Origin of the sequence: Flavobacterium sp. ZB4R12 (assembly GCF_048276375.1) — a bacterium.
GTDB lineage: Bacteria > Bacteroidota > Bacteroidia > Flavobacteriales > Flavobacteriaceae > Flavobacterium > Flavobacterium gawalongense.
On the sequence record NZ_JBLNKS010000002.1, the window covers coordinates 61,353 to 78,743 of the forward strand.

Consider the following 17,391-nt stretch of genomic DNA (forward strand, 5'->3'; position numbering starts at 1 on the left):
TATTTATTTTTAATCTTACTAATTTTCAAATGAAAGAACTTCAAGAAATAATAAAAGCATACGACGTTGCAAATCAAGAAAATAAAAAATCAGCTCTAGTAACTGTAGTTCATTTAGATGGTTCCTCTTACAGAAGACCCGGAGCAAGAATGTTAGTAAATGATGATGGAAGGATTACAGGTGCTATAAGTGGTGGTTGTTTAGAGGGTGATGCACTAAAAAAAGCGTTGTTTGCTATTTCTGAACAAAAACACACCCTTTTTACTTACGATACTTCAAAAGCAGATGATTCAGAGATGGGGATCCATTTAGGGTGCGATGGGATTATACAAGTTTTGTTTGAATACATCGATTCTGATAAAATCGATAATCCAATTGAATTATTACGTAAAGCTTTAGCCAATCAACAAAATGCAGTTATTGTCACTTTATTTGATTTAAACAACAATCAAAATAATCAATATGGCACTTGTTTGTTGCTTGAAGAAAATGGAACTATTTCTGGAGATATTCCTCTTTTATGTTTTAAAGAATATATTTTAAATGATTCAAGTATTGCTTTAAAAAATGAACGATCAGAATTTAAACAATATCAATTTGAACAAATAAACACAACCGCTTTTTTTGAATTCATTCAACCTCCAATTTCACTTGTTGTTTTAGGTGCCGGAAACGATGCTATTCCATTAATGAAATTTGCAGATATTTTAGGTTGGGATTTTAGAATTATAGACCGAAGAAGTACACATGCAAATAAAGAACGATTTCCAAGCGCATCACAAATAGTAGTTTGCACTCCCGATGTAGCATTAGACTATATTCCTGTTCATAATCGTACTTTTTTTGTTTTAGTTACACATAGTTATAGATGTGATTTACAAATGCTTAAATCATTAAGCAGTTCTTCACTTCCTTATATTGGAATTTTGGGTCCTAAAAAGAAATTTGATAAAATGCTTTCTGATTTTCAACAAGATGTCTTTGAATTAAGTCAAGATAAAATTTCAACTATTTACAGTCCAACCGGTTTAGATATTGGAGCTGAAACACCTGAAGAAATTGCGCTTAGTATTATAGCAGAGATTCAATCGGTGTTGGCTGGAAAAATGGGCGGCATGCTAAAAATGAAAAACGAAGTCATTCATTCAAGAGGCTCATTAGATATTCAAATAAAAGATGTCAAAGTTTGTAATGAGTTATAATATAAAGCAATGTGGAATAATAATATTAGCAGCAGGTTCAAGTAGTCGAATGGGGAAACCCAAACAATTACTTGAATTTGATGGTATGACACTCATAACACATGTTTCTAAGATTGCTTGTCAATCAAAGTTATATCCCGTAATTGCAGTTTTGGGTGCAAATGCCGATTTGATTCAAGCTAATCTTGATGTTCCGGGACTTGATATTGTAATCAATGAAAATTGGAAAGAAGGCATGGCTAGTTCCTTACTAAAAGGCCTTAATTCAATGAATGAAATGTATCCTCATGTTGATGGTGTCATTATACTTGTTGGTGATCAACCCCACATAAACAATCAGCATATAGACCAATTAATTGATTCTCAAAACAAATCTGGATTACCTATTTCAGCCTGTTCTTACGCAGGTATTATGGGAACTCCAGCACTTTTTCACAAAACTGTATTTCCAGAACTTATGCTGCTTAAAGGAGATATTGGTGCGAAAAAAATTATCAAAAAAAGGAAACAGGATGTAGCTACCGTATTTTTTGATAAAGGAGTCGTAGATATTGATACATTAGAAGATTATGAAAACTTAATCAACGAAAAAAAATAAATATGTTAGTAGATAAATTCAATAGAATACATGATTACTTACGCATTTCGTTGACGGACAATTATGATCTTAGGTGTTTTTATTATATTCTCCAGTCTCTATTTCGCTAATGAAATTACCTTCGAGACAATGCACAATATGTCCTTTTTGGCACCAATGATCTGCCACATAATTTTCTGAATAAATAACTTTTCGGATTCGTAACCCACCTAATTGTATGGTTTGCCAATAGGCTGTTCCCGTTTCTCCTTTATGTTCTGTTCTTTCTATTTTGTCCCAATTGATAGCTTGGAAAGGTATATTAGACATAGATTTTGTTTATTGGATTAATAAATTTTTGCTAAAACTCAAATTTAAGTATTCTAAAGTAAAAATCCCCAACTACTTTTCGTAATTGAGGATTGAAATTATCTTTAGATTAAAACTATAGACTGTTATATTATTTTTTCTTCAGAATCTTATATTCCTCATAGCAGCCACTTATGGCGTCCATAATTTGTAAATCATTTGCTGTTTGTATAAAAGCTTCCGAATAATTACAACGCTGTAAAATTTCGGCTAATTCATTTTTATCCACGCCAAGAAGTACAGATATCGTTTCTCTGTCGAATTTAGATTCGAGTAGATTTCGAACCGTATCATCCTTTTTCATTTCTTTTAGTTTTTTGAGCTCTTTTGGATTTTTACCAAAGAAATTATAAAGCATATCCGCTGGATTAAAAATAGAACCAAGTACTCTTCCAAAGGCATTTGGAGAATATTCACCCGCTTCATAGCCTTGTGTTAATCCTGAAATGCTGTAGCGATAGTTTTCTTTTGTTGGAATTAATTTTGAATCAACTTCAAGATATCCTGTTAAATTAAAGGGTCTGATGATTACTTCTTCCAGCGCAATTGCTTTTTCGGTAAGTTGAATTTTGGTGCTTTTATTTTTTATCCAGTCATTTGTAACTCGGACTCTTAAAGATTGGAAGCCTAAAATAGTAAAATGTAAAGTATCGTTTGGCTGGACATCAATTTCGAAATATCCTCTCGAATCGGTAGTTGCACCTCTTACTTTATTGATGTTGATGATATTTACATTAGACAAAGGCTGCTTAGTGCTGTTGTTGATAATAATACCATTGACTTTTTGGGAAGGTTCTGTGACTTGCGCGAAAGCGGTTGCAGATAGTACTAAAAAAAAGAAAACTACAAAATATTTCATAAACTCATTTAAAACTTTAAAAGTAATAAAAGAGGATTAAATATTTTGTAGTTTCTCTATATAATTATAAGAAAATTAACTAAATGTTAGTCTCTTCTTGGTCTTCTTGGTCTTGGCGAATCACCAAAGCTTTCAGAACGTCTTGGTGCTCTATCAGAGGAACCTTCAGTTCTAGGTCTGTCAGATGAAAAACCACCTTCTCTTCTTGGAGCAGCGCTTCTGGAATCGCTTCTTCCACCAAATCCACCTTCTCTAGGAGCTGAATTTCTATCGCTTCTAAATCCACCGCCTGAACCTTCTCTTCTTGGAGCAAAACTACCTTCTCTTCTTGGAGCTGAACTTCTTCCGCCACCAAAACTTCCACCAGAACTTCTTCCATTATGATCACGTCTTCCGCCACCATCATTTTTAGAAATTTCAACATTGATTCTACGTCCTTCTAATTGTACGTTGTTCAATACTTCCATTACTTTATCAGTATGTTCCGGATCAGTGTTAAAGAAAGAGAAACCTTCTTTTACATCTACTTTGAAAACGTCATCGCGACCTAAGTCTAATGTTTCTTTCAAGTAATCTTTCAATGACATCCAATCAAAGTTATCTCTAGAACCTATGTTCACGAAATATCTTGTTGCACCACCATTGTTATTTTCTCTTGGAGCACCATCTCTATCATCACGATCACGTCTTTCAGAAACTGAAGATTGATTAGAAATATCTCTGGTTTTCTTGTAATAATTGATAAAACGATTAAATTCAACCGATACCATTTTCTTGATTAATTCTTCTTTCGATAAACCTTCAAGTACGCTGTTAATTGCAGGAAGATAGTTGTCAATTTCGTGATCAACTTCTGTATCTTTAATTTTATTAGCTAGGTGTAATAATTGGATTTCACAGATTTCAATTCCAGAAGGAATTGTTTTTTCTTCGAATTTTTGTTTGATGATTCTTTCAATTGAAGAAATCTTACGCAATTCGCTTTTAGTAACGATTACAATAGAAGTTCCTAATTTTCCAGCACGACCCGTACGACCTGAACGGTGATTGTATGTTTCGATTTCATCAGGTAATTGATAATTCACTACGTGAGTAATGTTATCAACGTCAATTCCACGTGCAGCAACGTCAGTAGCTACAAGCATTTGGATTTGTCTTCCTCTAAAAGATTTCATTACACCATCACGTTGCGCTTGAGATAAATCTCCGTGCAATGCAGCGGCGCTGTATCCGTCTTCAACCAATTTTTCAGCAACAGCTTGTGTATCTCTTTTGGTACGACAAAAAACTACTGAGAAAATGTCTGGATTAGCATCGGCTAAACGTTTCAAAGCTTCGTAACGGTCACGTGCATTTACAAGGTAAAATTCGTGAGAAACTGTAGCAGAACCTGAGTTTTTAGCTCCAACTGTAATTTCAATTGGATCGGTCATGAATTGTTTTCCAATACGTGCTACTTCGGCAGGCATTGTTGCAGAGAATAACCATGTGTTTTTTTCGTCTGGCGTAGTAGAAAGGATGTTTACGATGTCTTCGTAGAAACCCATGTTCAACATTTCGTCAGCTTCGTCAAGAATACAATAGTTGATTTGAGATATGTTTACCAAACCTCTATTAATCATGTCTTGCATTCTTCCTGGAGTTGCCACAATAATTTGTGCGCCTCTCTTTATGTCTCTCGCTTGTTCTGTTATGCTAGCTCCACCGTAAACTGCTACCACATTAATACCTTTTTCGTATTTAGAGTAGTTTTTAATTTCGTTGGTAATCTGCAAACAAAGTTCGCGTGTTGGAGATAAAATTAATGCTTGTGTATTTCTGTTGTTGGCATCAATTTTCTGAATAACTGGAAAACCAAAAGCTGCCGTTTTCCCTGTCCCTGTCTGAGCCAACGCAACCATATCTGTGTCTTTTTCCAATAATAGGGGAATCGCTTTCTCCTGTACTTCGGTCGGATTTTCAAATCCTAGATCTAAAATCGCCTTCAGTAACGATTCACTCAATCCTAATTGTTCAAATTTATTCATATGTATTTTTAAAATAGGGTGCAAAATTACTGTTTATAATTCATATAAACTAATGCTATTTTAAGATTTAATGATTTATTATAATTTGATTATCAGAAAGTTATATTTTTTATTTGCAAATTATGAATTTTGATTTGTAAATTCAGTGTGAGATTACGACTCGAAATCGGATATATTGTTATAAAAATGTTGTATTGTAAAAATTTATTTATTTCCTTTCAGGAAGTCTATTAGTTGGAGTGTCGCTTTTCCTCTGTGACTAATTTTATTTTTTACCTCTAATGATAATTGAGCGAAAGTTTCCTGATATTCTTCAGGTTTAAAAATAGGATCGTAACCAAATCCTTGATTACCTGTCTTTTCTAAAGTGATTTCACCTCTTGCGATTCCTGTAAAAAGATGCTGTTTGCCATTTAAATTTAATGCAATGACCGTTTTAAATTGTGCCTTTCTATTATTCTTACCCGATAAGGCCTCCAATAATTTATTCATATTATCATCTGCATTGCGCTGTTCGCCAGCATATCGTGCAGAAAAAACTCCGGGTTCCCCATTTAAAGAATCCACCTCAAGTCCGGTGTCATCAGCAAAGCAATCATAACCATAGTTGCGGGTAACATAATTTGCTTTTAAAATAGCATTACCTTCAATGGTTTCTGCTGTTTCAGGAATTTCTTCATCACAACCGATGCTTTCTAAACTTAGAATTTTGATTGTATCAGGAAGCATACTTTGTATTTCCAGAATTTTGTTTTTGTTATTGGAAGCGAAAACGAGTTGCATTTTATCGGTTTTAATTTAATCCTCCAAAGATACATTTTTTTAGGAATTTCATTGGAGTGGTGTCAATACCACACGAGCGGCCCATTGATTATAGTAATCTGTATGTTATTTGGTATTCAAAGAATATGCTCTACTGTAATTAATTAAAAAACAACAAGTTAATTAATGGTTAAAATGTTATTTTTTAAAAATTTAACTAACATAAGTTGTATCTTTGAGTGTGGTTTTGATTAATCACTTGAGTAAAACCATCTGAAAAGAGAAGCTTATTCAAATAGTCATTTCATGCTGAACGGTATGACTTGATAAATGGTGAATCAGAATCTACAATCGGAGGCCCTTTAAAAAGGTCTCCTTTTTTGTGTTCCCTGCTGAAGTATTGTAGCTTGGTTCGCGAAAGAAGTATCCGTGTTTTCAGGAATTTTATATTTTTTGAATTTTATCAAGGTAGATTAGTATAGAAATCAGGTGATTGACGCTATAAGTTAGTATCGTTATTAATTTATTGAAAATCAATACGTTAATAATTGGTTAAAGTACTCTTTTAGAATTGTTTAAAATAGAATTTGTCTTATCTTTGAGTATGATTTTGCTTTGTTCTTGAATATGGCCATCTGCAAAGAGAAGCGTATTTGATAGTCACAAGTTACCGAAAGGAACTTAGTAGATAATAGCAAACCAAAATCTAAACTGGAGGTCTGTAAAAAGGTCTCCTTTTTTAGGTCTATATACCAAAAATAGTACTTTTTAGTTTGCTTATTTTCTAGTGCAATTTATTAGGAACCTCTTTTATTAGATTTCTCTGAACTAATTTTTACGGTTGAAATGGCTAAAAAACAGTAATTTTTATATAATAAATTGACACGTTAATTATTGGTTAAAATGCTGATTTAGAGTGGTTTTTTTTAGAAATAAATAATATCTTTGAGTGTGATTCTGATTGAATACCTGAGAATATTAATCTTATAATGAGATTGATAACTCACTATCGACTATACCAGTAACGGTAAGAGTTAATATCGGTAATTCAGAATCACATAGGAGGCTCTTTAAAAAGGCCTCTTTTTTATGGTTATTTCTCCAGTATACTATTTTTAAAATTTGATGTTTTCAAAATAATTACCATAAATTTTTTTATGACAGTCCGCAATATGTTCCAAAGGATAAAATATGGCACACAGATAACACGGATTGAACGGATTTTGCACAGATTTAAATAAACAGTTTGATTCACCAAGTAAAAAAATCCGTGTAAATCGGTATAATCTGTGTTATCTGTGGGCTAATATTTATGCTTTATAAATGTACAAACGACGAAAATTGTATTCGAAATGATTTTAGTCCGCATTACGGATAGTCATAAATTTTTTTATTGAATTTCATTTGGCTAACATGGATCAGTTGATAGGTTTGTTATAATTACTTGTTTTTTTTAAAGCATTAAAAATCAGTATGTTAATTGTGAGTTAAACTGCTCTTTTAGATTTGTTTGAAATAGAATTCGCCTTATCTTTGAGTATGGTTTTGGTTTGTTCTTGAGTATGGCCATCTGCAAAGAGTAGCGTATTTGATAGTTAGTTGTATCGAAAGGTATAACTGATAATAACAAACCAAAGTCTGAATCGGAGGCCCTTTAAAAAGGCCTCCTTTTTTGTGGTTATTTCTCCAGTATGGACTTTTTAAAAATTTGATTTTTTGAAAATAATTACCATAAATCTTTTTATTAGATTTTACTTGGCTAACATAGATCAGTTGATGCGTTTTAGTATAGGTATTGCTTTTTAAAGCATTAAAAATAAATATGTTAATTACGAGTTAAAGTGCTATATTAGAATTGTTTGAAATAGAATTCTCCTTATCTTTGAGTATGATTTTGGTTTGTTCTTGAGTATGGTCATCTGCAAAGAGTAGCGTATTTGATAGTTAGTTGTATCGAAAGATATGACTGATAATAACAAACCAAAGTCTGAATCGGAGGCCCTTTAAAAAGGCCTCCTTTTTTGTGGTTATTTCTCCAGTATGGACTTTTTAAAAATTTGATTTTTTGAAAATAATTACCATAAATCTTTTTATTAGATTTTACTTGGCTAACATAGATCAGTTGATGCGTTTTAGTATAGGTATTGCTTTTTAAAGCATTAAAAATAAATATGTTAATTACGAGTTAAAGTGCTATATTAGAATTGTTTGAAATAGAATTCTCCTTATCTTTGAGTATGATTTTGGTTTGTTCTTGAGTATGGCCATCTGCAAAGAGTAGCGTATTTGATAGTTAGTTGTATCGAAAGATATAAGCTGATAATAATAAACCAAAGTCTAAATCGGAGGTCTGTAAAAAGACCTCCTTTTTTATGGTTATTTCTCAAGTATAGTCTTTTTAAAATTTGATATTTTCAAAATAATTACCATGAATCCTTTATTGAATTTCATTGGACTAACCTGCATTAAGTAATCGGAATGATTTGTTGTCGCATGATAAAATTGATTAATTCGCAGTATCAATACTAGTTGTAACCAACTTTGAAAAAACAAAATACGGCATTATATAATGCTTATTACTTAGTTGGTAAATTTGTTGTAATTTCTACTTTTTTTAAAATATTAAAAATCAACATGTTAATTGCGAGTTAAAGTATATAATTAGAGTTGTTTGGAATGAAATTCACCTTATCTTTGAGTATGATTTTGCTTTGTTCTTGAGTATGGCCATCTGCAAAGAGTAGCGTATTTGATAGTTAGTTGTATCGAAAGGTATAAGCTGATAATGACAAACCAAGGTCTGAATTGGAGGTCTGTAAAAAGGCCTCCTTTTTTAGGACTAGATGCCAAAAAGATTAGTTTTTTAGTTTATCTGTTTTTCTAATGCAATTGTATTAGAAACCTCTTTTATTAAAATTTACTAAACTAATTTTTAGGGATAATAATGTCTTAATAACTGTGGTTTTAGTTTTATAAAATGACTCGTTAACGATTAGTTAAAAATCTGATTTGTAGTTGTTATGGTGGAATTAAATTGTATCTTTGAGTGTGATTTTGATTAATTACTTGATATATCAACCTTACAATAAGATATGATAATTCAATAGTCAGCTATACTAGATAAAGTATAAGTTAGATAATGGTAAATTAGAATCAACAACTGGAGGACTGTAAAGGTTCTCCTTTTTTTGCTGTAAACTTTTTAGTGTTTCGTAACACTTTTTAAATTGTCTGGAAAATACAAATCAGATAAATGAGTAAATTCATCACCACGCATAAAAATGTTGATATCAACATCAGTAAAACTTTTTTTACCAGCGGCAGCCAGAAGTTCGTTGGCAGCATGTAGGGTGTTTTTATGAAAATAAAAGACCCGTTCTGATTTATCAGTTACGACCAATCCTTTCATTAGCATTTTGTTTTGGGTAGCAACTCCCGTAGGGCATTCATTAGTATTGCAGCGCAAAGCTTGAATACAACCCAATGAAAACATGAATCCACGTGCACAATTGCACATATCAGCACCAAGCGCAACAGCTTTAAGAATGGAATAACCGGATATGATTTTACCACTACAAATAATACGTATCTTGTCTCGGATGCCAAAACGTACCAGTGTTTTATTGACAAAAATAAGTGCGGGTTCTAACGGCATTCCCACACCATCGGCAAATTCAAGAGGAGCGGCTCCCGTTCCGCCTTCGGCACCATCAACAGTAATGAAATCAGGAAAACAATTTTGAACCATTATTTCTTGGCAAATCAGTTCAAATTCACTGGTTTCTCCAATACATAATTTGAAACCAATTGGTTTCCCATTGGACAGCAACCGTAATTTTGCAATAAATTCTACCAAACCTTTCGCATCTGAAAATGCCGAATGGCTTGGTGGAGAAAGAATAGTAGTATGTGGTTGAACTCCCCTAATTTTGGCTATTTGCTCGGTGTTTTTTGCAGCAGGTAAAACACCGCCATGTCCAGGTTTTGCTCCTTGCGATAATTTTATTTCTATCATTTTTACTTCTGGTAAATTTGCTTTTTCTGCAAATCTCCCTCCGTCAAAACCTCCCCTGTCATCACGACAACCAAAATAACCCGTTCCTATTTGCCAAGTAATATCGCCACCTTGTTGGTGAAATTCGGTCAAACCACCTTCTCCTGTGTTGTGATAGAATTTCCCTTTGAGAGCTCCTTTGTTTAGAGCCATGATGGCATTTTCGCTCAGGGAACCAAAGCTCATCGCAGAAATGTTTAATAATGAAGCGGAATAGGGTTGCGTACAATCAGGTCCGCCAACTAAAATTCGAGGAAGTTCTTCATTGACTGTTGCAGGAAAAATAGAATGTTTGATCCCTTCGTAACTTGATCGATTGAGGTTTAATTGTGTTCCAAATGGAGATGTTGAATCAATATTTTTTGCTCTTTGATAGGCCAGCGTTCGCTGATTTCTGGAAAAAGGTTTCCCATCGGTGGAACGTTCGATAAAATATTGCTGAATTTCAGGTGCTATCATTTCAAATAAATATCTAAAATAGCCGAATACAGGAAAGTTTCTTAAAATGGCATGTTTGTGTTGCATGCTATTGGCTAATCCAACTAATAATAGAATGGATAAAATAACTAACAAAAATAGTCCGATGTTAAAATAGAAATAAAGAACGGAAGTGATGATAAATGCAGTGATTCCTAAAACGAAAAATTTTTGTCTCATAATGAAAGTTATTTCAACTACTAAATTAGCAAGAAGATTGAAGATTTTGGGCTTTTAACGCTATTATTTGAAATGAATTGTTTTATTTCACAAAATAGAAAAACACAATTTAGAAAGAGTAGTTAGAAAAACTAAAGTACTCTTTTTTACGTAAGTGTTTTTGTCTAATTGTAATTTATTAAACATGAGTCAAAAAAAATGTAACCTATTTTCTATTACTTTTAAATTATTGTTTTTCATGTTGATTTTTACAAAAACCTATTCACAATATGTATTTAGGAGTGATGCGATTCCTGAAAAAATTTCTTTACACAACTATACTACAATTACGGATGTTGGCCAAAGAAATTATAATTTTCAATTTGTAATTGAAAATTATAATTCATTGAGCCCTAAAAAGCTTAAAACTGAAAATGATGATTTAGGCTTTACTCAAAATAATTTTTGGACCAAAACGGAACTTAAAAACCCTACAGATTTATCCTTAAAATATTACTTAGAGACTGCTAGACCAATTACAGATTTGGTAGAATTATATATTGTTGATGTAGCTTCAAGAAAAATCACCAAAACTGTTAGTGGTGATAATATGCCGTATTATGAACGTAGTTTTGATAATCGAAAAACCATTTTTAAAATTGAAATAGCACCAAAATCCAGCTTGAAATTGTTTTTGCATCTAAAAAGTGATGGTGAAGTACTAAAAATGCCAATAAAACTGTATTCATCTGAAAGTTTTATAAGAATGCTTTCAAAGGAGCAATTGATTTATGGAATTTTCTATGGAATTTTGGTTATTGTAGCGATAATTTACTTCTTTTTCTTTTTTGGTTTACGCGATAAAACATTTTTGTATTATAGCTTATATGTTGTTTTTGTTGGTTTATTGCAATTTTCTTTAGATGGTTTTTTCTTTCAGATCGTTACACCTCATGGCGGCTGGTTTTCAAATCATGCGGTGTTGTTTTTTGCGATAATTGCAGCTTTTTTATCTGGGAAATACAGTGAAGTGTTTTTGAAAATAAAACAACACAGCAAAATATTTTATGCGCTGTTTAACACTAGTTATGCATTACTGTTTGTTTTATTATTTTGCGCAATACTTTTTCCTTCTGCTTTGTTGTTTTGTTATATGTTGGTCAATGTGTTGGCATTGATATTTTTGATTTTGATTATTTGTTCCATTGGATACCTTTATTATAAAAAGAAGCCAATAGACTCTTTATTTACTATTGGAATTTTCTTTTTAATTCTAGGATTTGGAGTGTTTATTCTGAATAACTTCGGTCAGGTTCCTAATAATTTTTTAACTGAAAATAGTTCTAAATTGGGTACTGGTTTAGAGATTATTTTTCTTTCTCTTTCGATGTCAAATTTAATTCGAAATCTTAAAAACGAAAAGAATGAACTCACTCGTATCGCATTAGTTCGTTCCGAAGAGATGAATGATTTGAAATCGTATTTCTTGTCAAATATAAGTCATGAATTGCGAACGCCACTGAATGCTATTATGAATATGATTGATTCTATTTCTAATGAAGTTCAGGATGAAAAAATCAGAAAAAATTGCCAGATTATAAAGTATTCTTCGCATAGTTTATTGAGTTCTGTCAATGATATTTTAGATTTTTCTAAAATTGAAAAAGGAGAATTAAGGCTGGAAAATGAGCAGTTTGATCCGGTACAGGTCTTGGAGCATTTGAAGAATAATGCAATCAATATCGCTAAAGATAAAGGATTAGAATTTCAGTTTTCAAAATCGGATACTATTCCTGATTTTTTAATTGGAGATGTGACCCGATTGGTACAGGTGGTGAACAACGTATTGAATAATGCCATTAAATTTACAGCCATCGGTTTTGTGAAATTTACTATCGATAGCGAGTTGAAACCTAACAATAAAGCCAGTCTGATTTTGACTGTTTCGGATTCTGGTATAGGAATTTCCAAAGATAAAATGGACAGTATTTTTGATTCTTTCTCTCAAAATAATATCGATAATAAGCGAAAATTTGGCGGACTTGGATTAGGACTTTACATCGTTAAGACTTTGGTCGATATGCAAAACGGAACTATTGTAATGGATAGTATAATCAATGAAGGAACCAGCTGCGTTATTACAATAGATTTTGATGTATCGCCAGAAAAGAAAAAGACGGAAGTTCCGGTTAAAACTGTTATTGAAGATTTACAAGGGAAATCCCTTTTAGTAGTTGAAGACAATCCGATCAATCAAATGGTCATAAAAATGATCACCAAAAAATGGCTAAATACGACTGTTGTTTATGCTAATAATGGTCAGGAAGCCTTGGAAGCATTTAAAATAAATCAATTTGATATTGTATTAATGGATCTTCAAATGCCAGTTATGGATGGTTATGAAGCAACAATCGCAATTAGAAATGGTGAAGCAGGAGCAGATAACAGCAATATTCCAATCATTGCGGTAACCGCTGACGTGATGGAAACCACAAAGCAGCGTGTTAAGGAAATAGGGATGAATGATTATTTGTCTAAACCAATTAAGAAAGAAACCTTATATGAGGCAGTTAAAAGGTTAATTTAACTGTAACGCAATCGAACATAAACGTGTTTAATTCCTTTTTTATCCGAATCTCTTTCATCGATTTCAAGAATATCAGTAAGAGATTTAAGCATAGGAGTTAATTTTGCAAAGCCATAATTTCTTGGATCAAATTCGGGTTTTTTCTTCACGATGAGGTTTCCTACATCTCCAAGAAAAGCCCAGCCACTGTCATCAGCAATGTCTTCGATGGTTGATTCTATCAATTCTATGGTTTGTACATCGACTTTGTTTAAGCTTTTAGGTGTTGCTTTTTTTGCATCTGAGGCAGTTCTTTTTGGTAATTTCTTTTTAATGGCGCCATCCAAAACTTCAATATAAATAAATCTATCGCAGGCAACAATAAATGAATTGGGCGTTTTTTGTTCTCCAATTCCAATGACTTTCATTCCGGATTCTCGCAATCGGATTGCTAAACGTGTAAAATCAGAATCACTGGAAACAATACAAAAACCATCTACTTTATCCGAATACAATAAATCCATGGCGTCAATAATCATCGCTGAATCCGAAGAATTTTTACCCACCGTGTAACTGTATTGTTGAATAGGCGTAATGGCATGTTCCAATAAAACACTTTTCCAACCTCCGGCATTTGGTTTGGTCCAATCGGCATAAATACGTTTGGTGGTTGGTGTTCCAAATTTGGCTATTTCTTCCATCATTCCTTTTACATTACTATAGGGAACGTTGTCAGCATCAATGAGAACGGCCAATTTTAATTCTTTTGTATCTTGTGACATAAATTTCTAATGTTGAAATATTTATTCAAATATACAAAGTTTATTCCTGAATACGCTTTTTAGCCCTGATCGAAACGGCATCCTTTTGTGCCGATTTTTCTTCGGCACAAAAGATACAGTGTAGAGCAGGAAATAGCTCCTCCCTTCGACTTCGCTCAGGATGACAAACTTTGCTTTTTACATGACACAAAGTGGGTACGAAAATAAATTTGCTTTCAATACCATTATAAAATTTAAATAATTATTTTTGCAACTTCTTAAAATTAAAATTATTACTTGATATATTATGGTAAAAGATTTATTCGAAAGGATTCAAAACAATAAAGGACCATTAGGAAAATGGGCTTCACAAGCGGAAGGTTATTTTGTTTTTCCTAAATTAGAAGGAGAATTGGGTCCAAGAATGCAGTTTGCTGGAAAGGATGTTTTGAACTGGAGCTTGAATGACTATTTAGGTCTTGCAAATCACCCGGAAGTTCGTAAAGCAGATGCTGATGCGGCCGCACAATATGGCGCGGCTTATCCAATGGGTGCCCGTATGTTGAGTGGGCATACTAAATATCATGAACAATTAGAGAATGAGTTGGCTGCTTTTGTAATGAAAGAATCGGCTTATTTATTGAATTTTGGGTACCAAGGAATGGTGTCAATTATTGATGCTTTGGTTACTAAAAATGACGTAATTGTGTATGATGTTGATGCTCATGCTTGTATCATTGACGGAGTTCGTTTGCATATGGGAAAACGTTTTACCTACAAGCACAATGACTTGGAGAGCATGGAGAAAAATCTTCAACGTGCTACAAAATTGGCTGCAGAAAATGGTGGAGGTATTCTTTTTATTACCGAAGGTGTTTTTGGAATGCGTGGGCAACAAGGAAAATTGAAAGAGATTGTTGCTATGAAGCAAAAATATAATTTCCGTTTGCTTGTAGATGATGCACATGGTTTTGGAACACTTGGTGCAACAGGTGCTGGAGCAGGTGAGGAGCAAGGTGTTCAGGATGATATTGATGTTTACTTCTCAACTTTTGCAAAATCTATGGCTAATATTGGTGCTTTTGTGGCGGCTGATGCAGCAATCATTGACTACCTAAAATACAATTTGCGTTCGCAAATGTTTGCTAAAGCATTACCAATGATTCAAACCATTGGTTCGTTGAAACGATTGGAATTGTTGCGAAATTCATCAGAATTGAAAGACAAACTTTGGGTAATCGTTAATGCTTTACAAAGCGGATTGCGTTCTAGAAATTTCAATATTGGTGATACTAATACGTGTGTTACACCAGTTTATCTTGAAGGAAGTGTACCGGAAGCAATGGTTATGGTAAATGATTTGAGAGAAAATTACGGAATTTTCTTGTCGATTGTGATTTATCCTGTGATTCCAAAAGGAATTATTTTGTTAAGAATGACACCGACAGCTTCACATACTTTAGCTGATATTGATGAAACACTAACTGCTTTTGAAGCGATCCGTGAAAAATTAGAAAACGGAACGTATAAAGAAATTGCATCACGAACTAAAGTTGATTTGGACGCTTAATTCAGTGTTGAAGTTTTATATAAAAAATCCATCAGTCTTGACGAGGCTACTGAAAAAGTATCTCTTTTTAGTAATTAGACATTTTAAGGCAATTAAGGAAAATTCGAGTTTTGCTTAAGTATTTCATTTTCAGGATGAAAAAAAGAGTAGAAAATCTTATTTTTCTACTCTTTTAATGAAATCTAATTCTTTAAGGACTTTTTCAGTAGCCTCGTCAAGACTGATGGATTTTTTTTGGAATGAATTTAGCTATGAATCCGTACATTTATAAAACTAAAATGGGAAGTTTATGAAAAAAGTAATTGTATTAGGGGTTGTCTTTATGAGTATTCTAGTTTCTTGTAAAAAAGAAAAAGAAATGGAAGAAGCTCCGGCTGCATCAGAAAAAATAGCTGTTGAAGAACCTGTATCCGAAGAATGTTACAGCGCAATTATAAAAAAGGATACGATTTTAATGACTTTGAATATAAAGGGCAATGAATAGACTTCAGGGAAATTAAGTTATAATTTCTATGAGAAAGACAAAAACGAAGGTACATTAGTTGGAGAAATAAAAGGAGATACACTTTTTGCGGATTATGCATTCATGTCTGAGGGTATTGCCACCGTTCGCCAAGTTGCTTTCTTGAAAAAAGGAGATTCTTATGTTGAAGGTTATGGGGATGTTGTAGATGATAATAAAGGAAAAGTCACTTTTAAAGATACGAAACAATTAAAATTTGACGGGAATACCGTCTTGTCATAAGTGGATTGTAAAATGTAATTTTTGAATTTTTATTTTAAAAAATGTATGGACTCAATCGTTTAAAACTAAAAAATTCATCAGCCGCGGCCGATGAATTTTTTAGTTTTAGTGCTACAATCTAATTTCTACAAATTCTTTAAAAAAGTACATCTTCGTTTGTGTATCACCGGATCAAAATGTTTCCATAAGTTAATACTGGCTGCATTGTCTGATAATTCAGGTGTTCTGTAGCAATTGATAATGCCTTTTTCTCTGAAAGTTTCATAATACTCTTTAAAGATGATTGCTGTGACTGCTTTGTTTTGGTATTCCGGGAGAACACCGATAAGATAAAAAATCACATCTTTACTATGCTTTTTTGCTTTCAGCAAATGCAGGAATCCAAAGGGGAATAGTTTTCCTTTTGATTTTTGCAATGCTTCCGAAAAGGAAGGCATCACAATACTAAAAGCAATAATATTATGGTCTTTATCTTCCACGAATTTGATGAATTCAGGATTGATAAAACTGATGTGTTTTTTCTTAAAATGCTCTTTTTGTATATCTGAAATGGCTACAAAAGAGGATAAAGAAGCATAGGATTCGTTGAATAAATCAAACATTTTATCCACGTGAGGCATTACTTCTTTGGTGGTTTTAAAATTAAGCGGACTTAATTGGTATCTTCTTTTAACCAAATCATTCGCTTTTTCAAAAAATTCCGGTTTTACATTTGCAAATGGAAATTTACTTTCTATGTACTCTTTCTCTTTAATATAACCCAATTGCTCAAAATGTGTCGCGTAATAGGGATGATTGTACCACGTAATCATGGTTCCCATTTCGTCAAAACCTTCGGTAAGAACACCTACTTTATCTAAATTTGAGAATCCCATTGGACCTTCAACGTGTTCTAAATTGTTTTTTCGACCTAATTCATAGACTTTTTCAAGTAATGCTTTTGTCACTTCAATATCATCGATTACATCAAACCAACCAAAACGAACTTTCTTTTTTTGCTGGTCATTTACTTCACTCCAATTGATTATGGCAGCGATTCTGCCTACAATTTCATTTTTTTTGTATGCAATATAAAAATACGCTTCGGCATTTTCGAAAGAGGGATTTTTAGTTTTATCAAAGGTTTCCAGTTCATCTGCGATGATCGGTGGAACCCAATAATTGTTGTCTTTGTATAAAGAAAAAGGGAACTTGATATAATCCGTTAGCTCGCTTTTGGTTTTGGCTTCTTTTATTGTAATCATGGTAGTTTTGGCTTGTGAT

General features: G+C 32.8%; 13 protein-coding genes. 6 read left to right on the plus strand and 7 right to left on the minus strand.

All coding sequences use genetic code 11. The annotated features are described in order from the left end of the window. Window positions 1-29 precede the first annotated feature (29 nt). Entirely contained in the window at window positions 30-1,202 is a 1,173-nt protein-coding gene (locus tag ACNO7W_RS01745; protein WP_417936766.1) for an XdhC family protein, read from the plus strand. Beyond that, window positions 1,177-1,800: a nucleotidyltransferase family protein gene (locus tag ACNO7W_RS01750; protein ID WP_417936767.1), complete on the plus strand. Its 624-nt coding sequence runs from the start codon at window positions 1,177-1,179 to the stop codon at window positions 1,798-1,800. The genes ACNO7W_RS01745 and ACNO7W_RS01750 overlap by 26 nt, the downstream gene beginning before the upstream one ends. Window positions 1,801-1,869: 69 nt before the next feature. On the opposite strand, the gene ACNO7W_RS01755 is transcribed toward ACNO7W_RS01750, so the two are convergent. From ACNO7W_RS01755 to ACNO7W_RS01775, 5 genes are all read right to left on the minus strand, one after another. Beyond that, the gene (locus tag ACNO7W_RS01755) at window positions 1,870-2,109 is read right to left on the minus strand and encodes a DHCW motif cupin fold protein (RefSeq protein ID WP_417936768.1); all 240 of its coding nucleotides are present in this window, start codon (window positions 2,107-2,109) and stop codon (window positions 1,870-1,872) included. A 130-nt stretch (window positions 2,110-2,239) separates the two neighbouring features. Continuing rightward, window positions 2,240-3,007, minus strand: coding sequence for a carboxypeptidase-like regulatory domain-containing protein (locus tag ACNO7W_RS01760; RefSeq protein ID WP_143386388.1), 768 nt, complete (start codon window positions 3,005-3,007; stop codon window positions 2,240-2,242). Between the two features lie 86 nt (window positions 3,008-3,093). Further along, a complete protein-coding gene (locus ACNO7W_RS01765; protein ID WP_314895492.1) occupies window positions 3,094-5,034 on the minus strand; it encodes a DEAD/DEAH box helicase in 1,941 nt (646 codons plus the stop codon). A 204-nt stretch (window positions 5,035-5,238) separates the two neighbouring features. Then, complete coding sequence (locus tag ACNO7W_RS01770; protein ID WP_417936769.1) at window positions 5,239-5,817, minus strand: non-canonical purine NTP diphosphatase; 579 nt, start codon at window positions 5,815-5,817, stop codon at window positions 5,239-5,241. 3,181 nt (window positions 5,818-8,998) lie between these two features. Continuing rightward, window positions 8,999-10,507, minus strand: coding sequence for an FMN-binding glutamate synthase family protein (locus tag ACNO7W_RS01775; protein ID WP_417936770.1), 1,509 nt, complete (start codon window positions 10,505-10,507; stop codon window positions 8,999-9,001). A 184-nt stretch (window positions 10,508-10,691) separates the two neighbouring features. Between ACNO7W_RS01775 and ACNO7W_RS01780 the strand changes: the two genes are divergently transcribed. Then, the gene (locus tag ACNO7W_RS01780; protein WP_417936771.1) at window positions 10,692-13,073 is read left to right on the plus strand and encodes a 7TM diverse intracellular signaling domain-containing protein; all 2,382 of its coding nucleotides are present in this window, start codon (window positions 10,692-10,694) and stop codon (window positions 13,071-13,073) included. On the opposite strand, the gene ACNO7W_RS01785 is transcribed toward ACNO7W_RS01780, so the two are convergent. Beyond that, complete coding sequence (locus ACNO7W_RS01785) at window positions 13,070-13,834, minus strand: NYN domain-containing protein (protein ID WP_143386393.1); 765 nt, start codon at window positions 13,832-13,834, stop codon at window positions 13,070-13,072. The genes ACNO7W_RS01780 and ACNO7W_RS01785 overlap by 4 nt on opposite strands. Before the next feature lie 286 nt (window positions 13,835-14,120). On the opposite strand from ACNO7W_RS01785, the gene ACNO7W_RS01790 reads away from it, so the two are divergent. From ACNO7W_RS01790 to ACNO7W_RS01800, 3 genes are all read left to right on the plus strand, one after another. Further along, on the plus strand, window positions 14,121-15,383 hold the full coding sequence (locus ACNO7W_RS01790) for an aminotransferase class I/II-fold pyridoxal phosphate-dependent enzyme (RefSeq protein WP_143386394.1): 1,263 nt from the start codon (window positions 14,121-14,123) through the stop codon (window positions 15,381-15,383). A 289-nt stretch (window positions 15,384-15,672) separates the two neighbouring features. Then, window positions 15,673-15,867, plus strand: coding sequence for a hypothetical protein (locus tag ACNO7W_RS01795; RefSeq protein WP_417936772.1), 195 nt, complete (start codon window positions 15,673-15,675; stop codon window positions 15,865-15,867). A 102-nt stretch (window positions 15,868-15,969) separates the two neighbouring features. After that, the gene (locus tag ACNO7W_RS01800; RefSeq protein ID WP_417936773.1) at window positions 15,970-16,128 is read left to right on the plus strand and encodes a hypothetical protein; all 159 of its coding nucleotides are present in this window, start codon (window positions 15,970-15,972) and stop codon (window positions 16,126-16,128) included. 125 nt (window positions 16,129-16,253) lie between these two features. On the opposite strand, the gene ACNO7W_RS01805 is transcribed toward ACNO7W_RS01800, so the two are convergent. Beyond that, window positions 16,254-17,372 (minus strand): GTP cyclohydrolase, encoded by a 1,119-nt coding sequence (locus tag ACNO7W_RS01805; protein WP_417936774.1) that lies wholly within the window; start codon window positions 17,370-17,372, stop codon window positions 16,254-16,256. Between the last annotated feature and the right edge of the window lie 19 nt (window positions 17,373-17,391).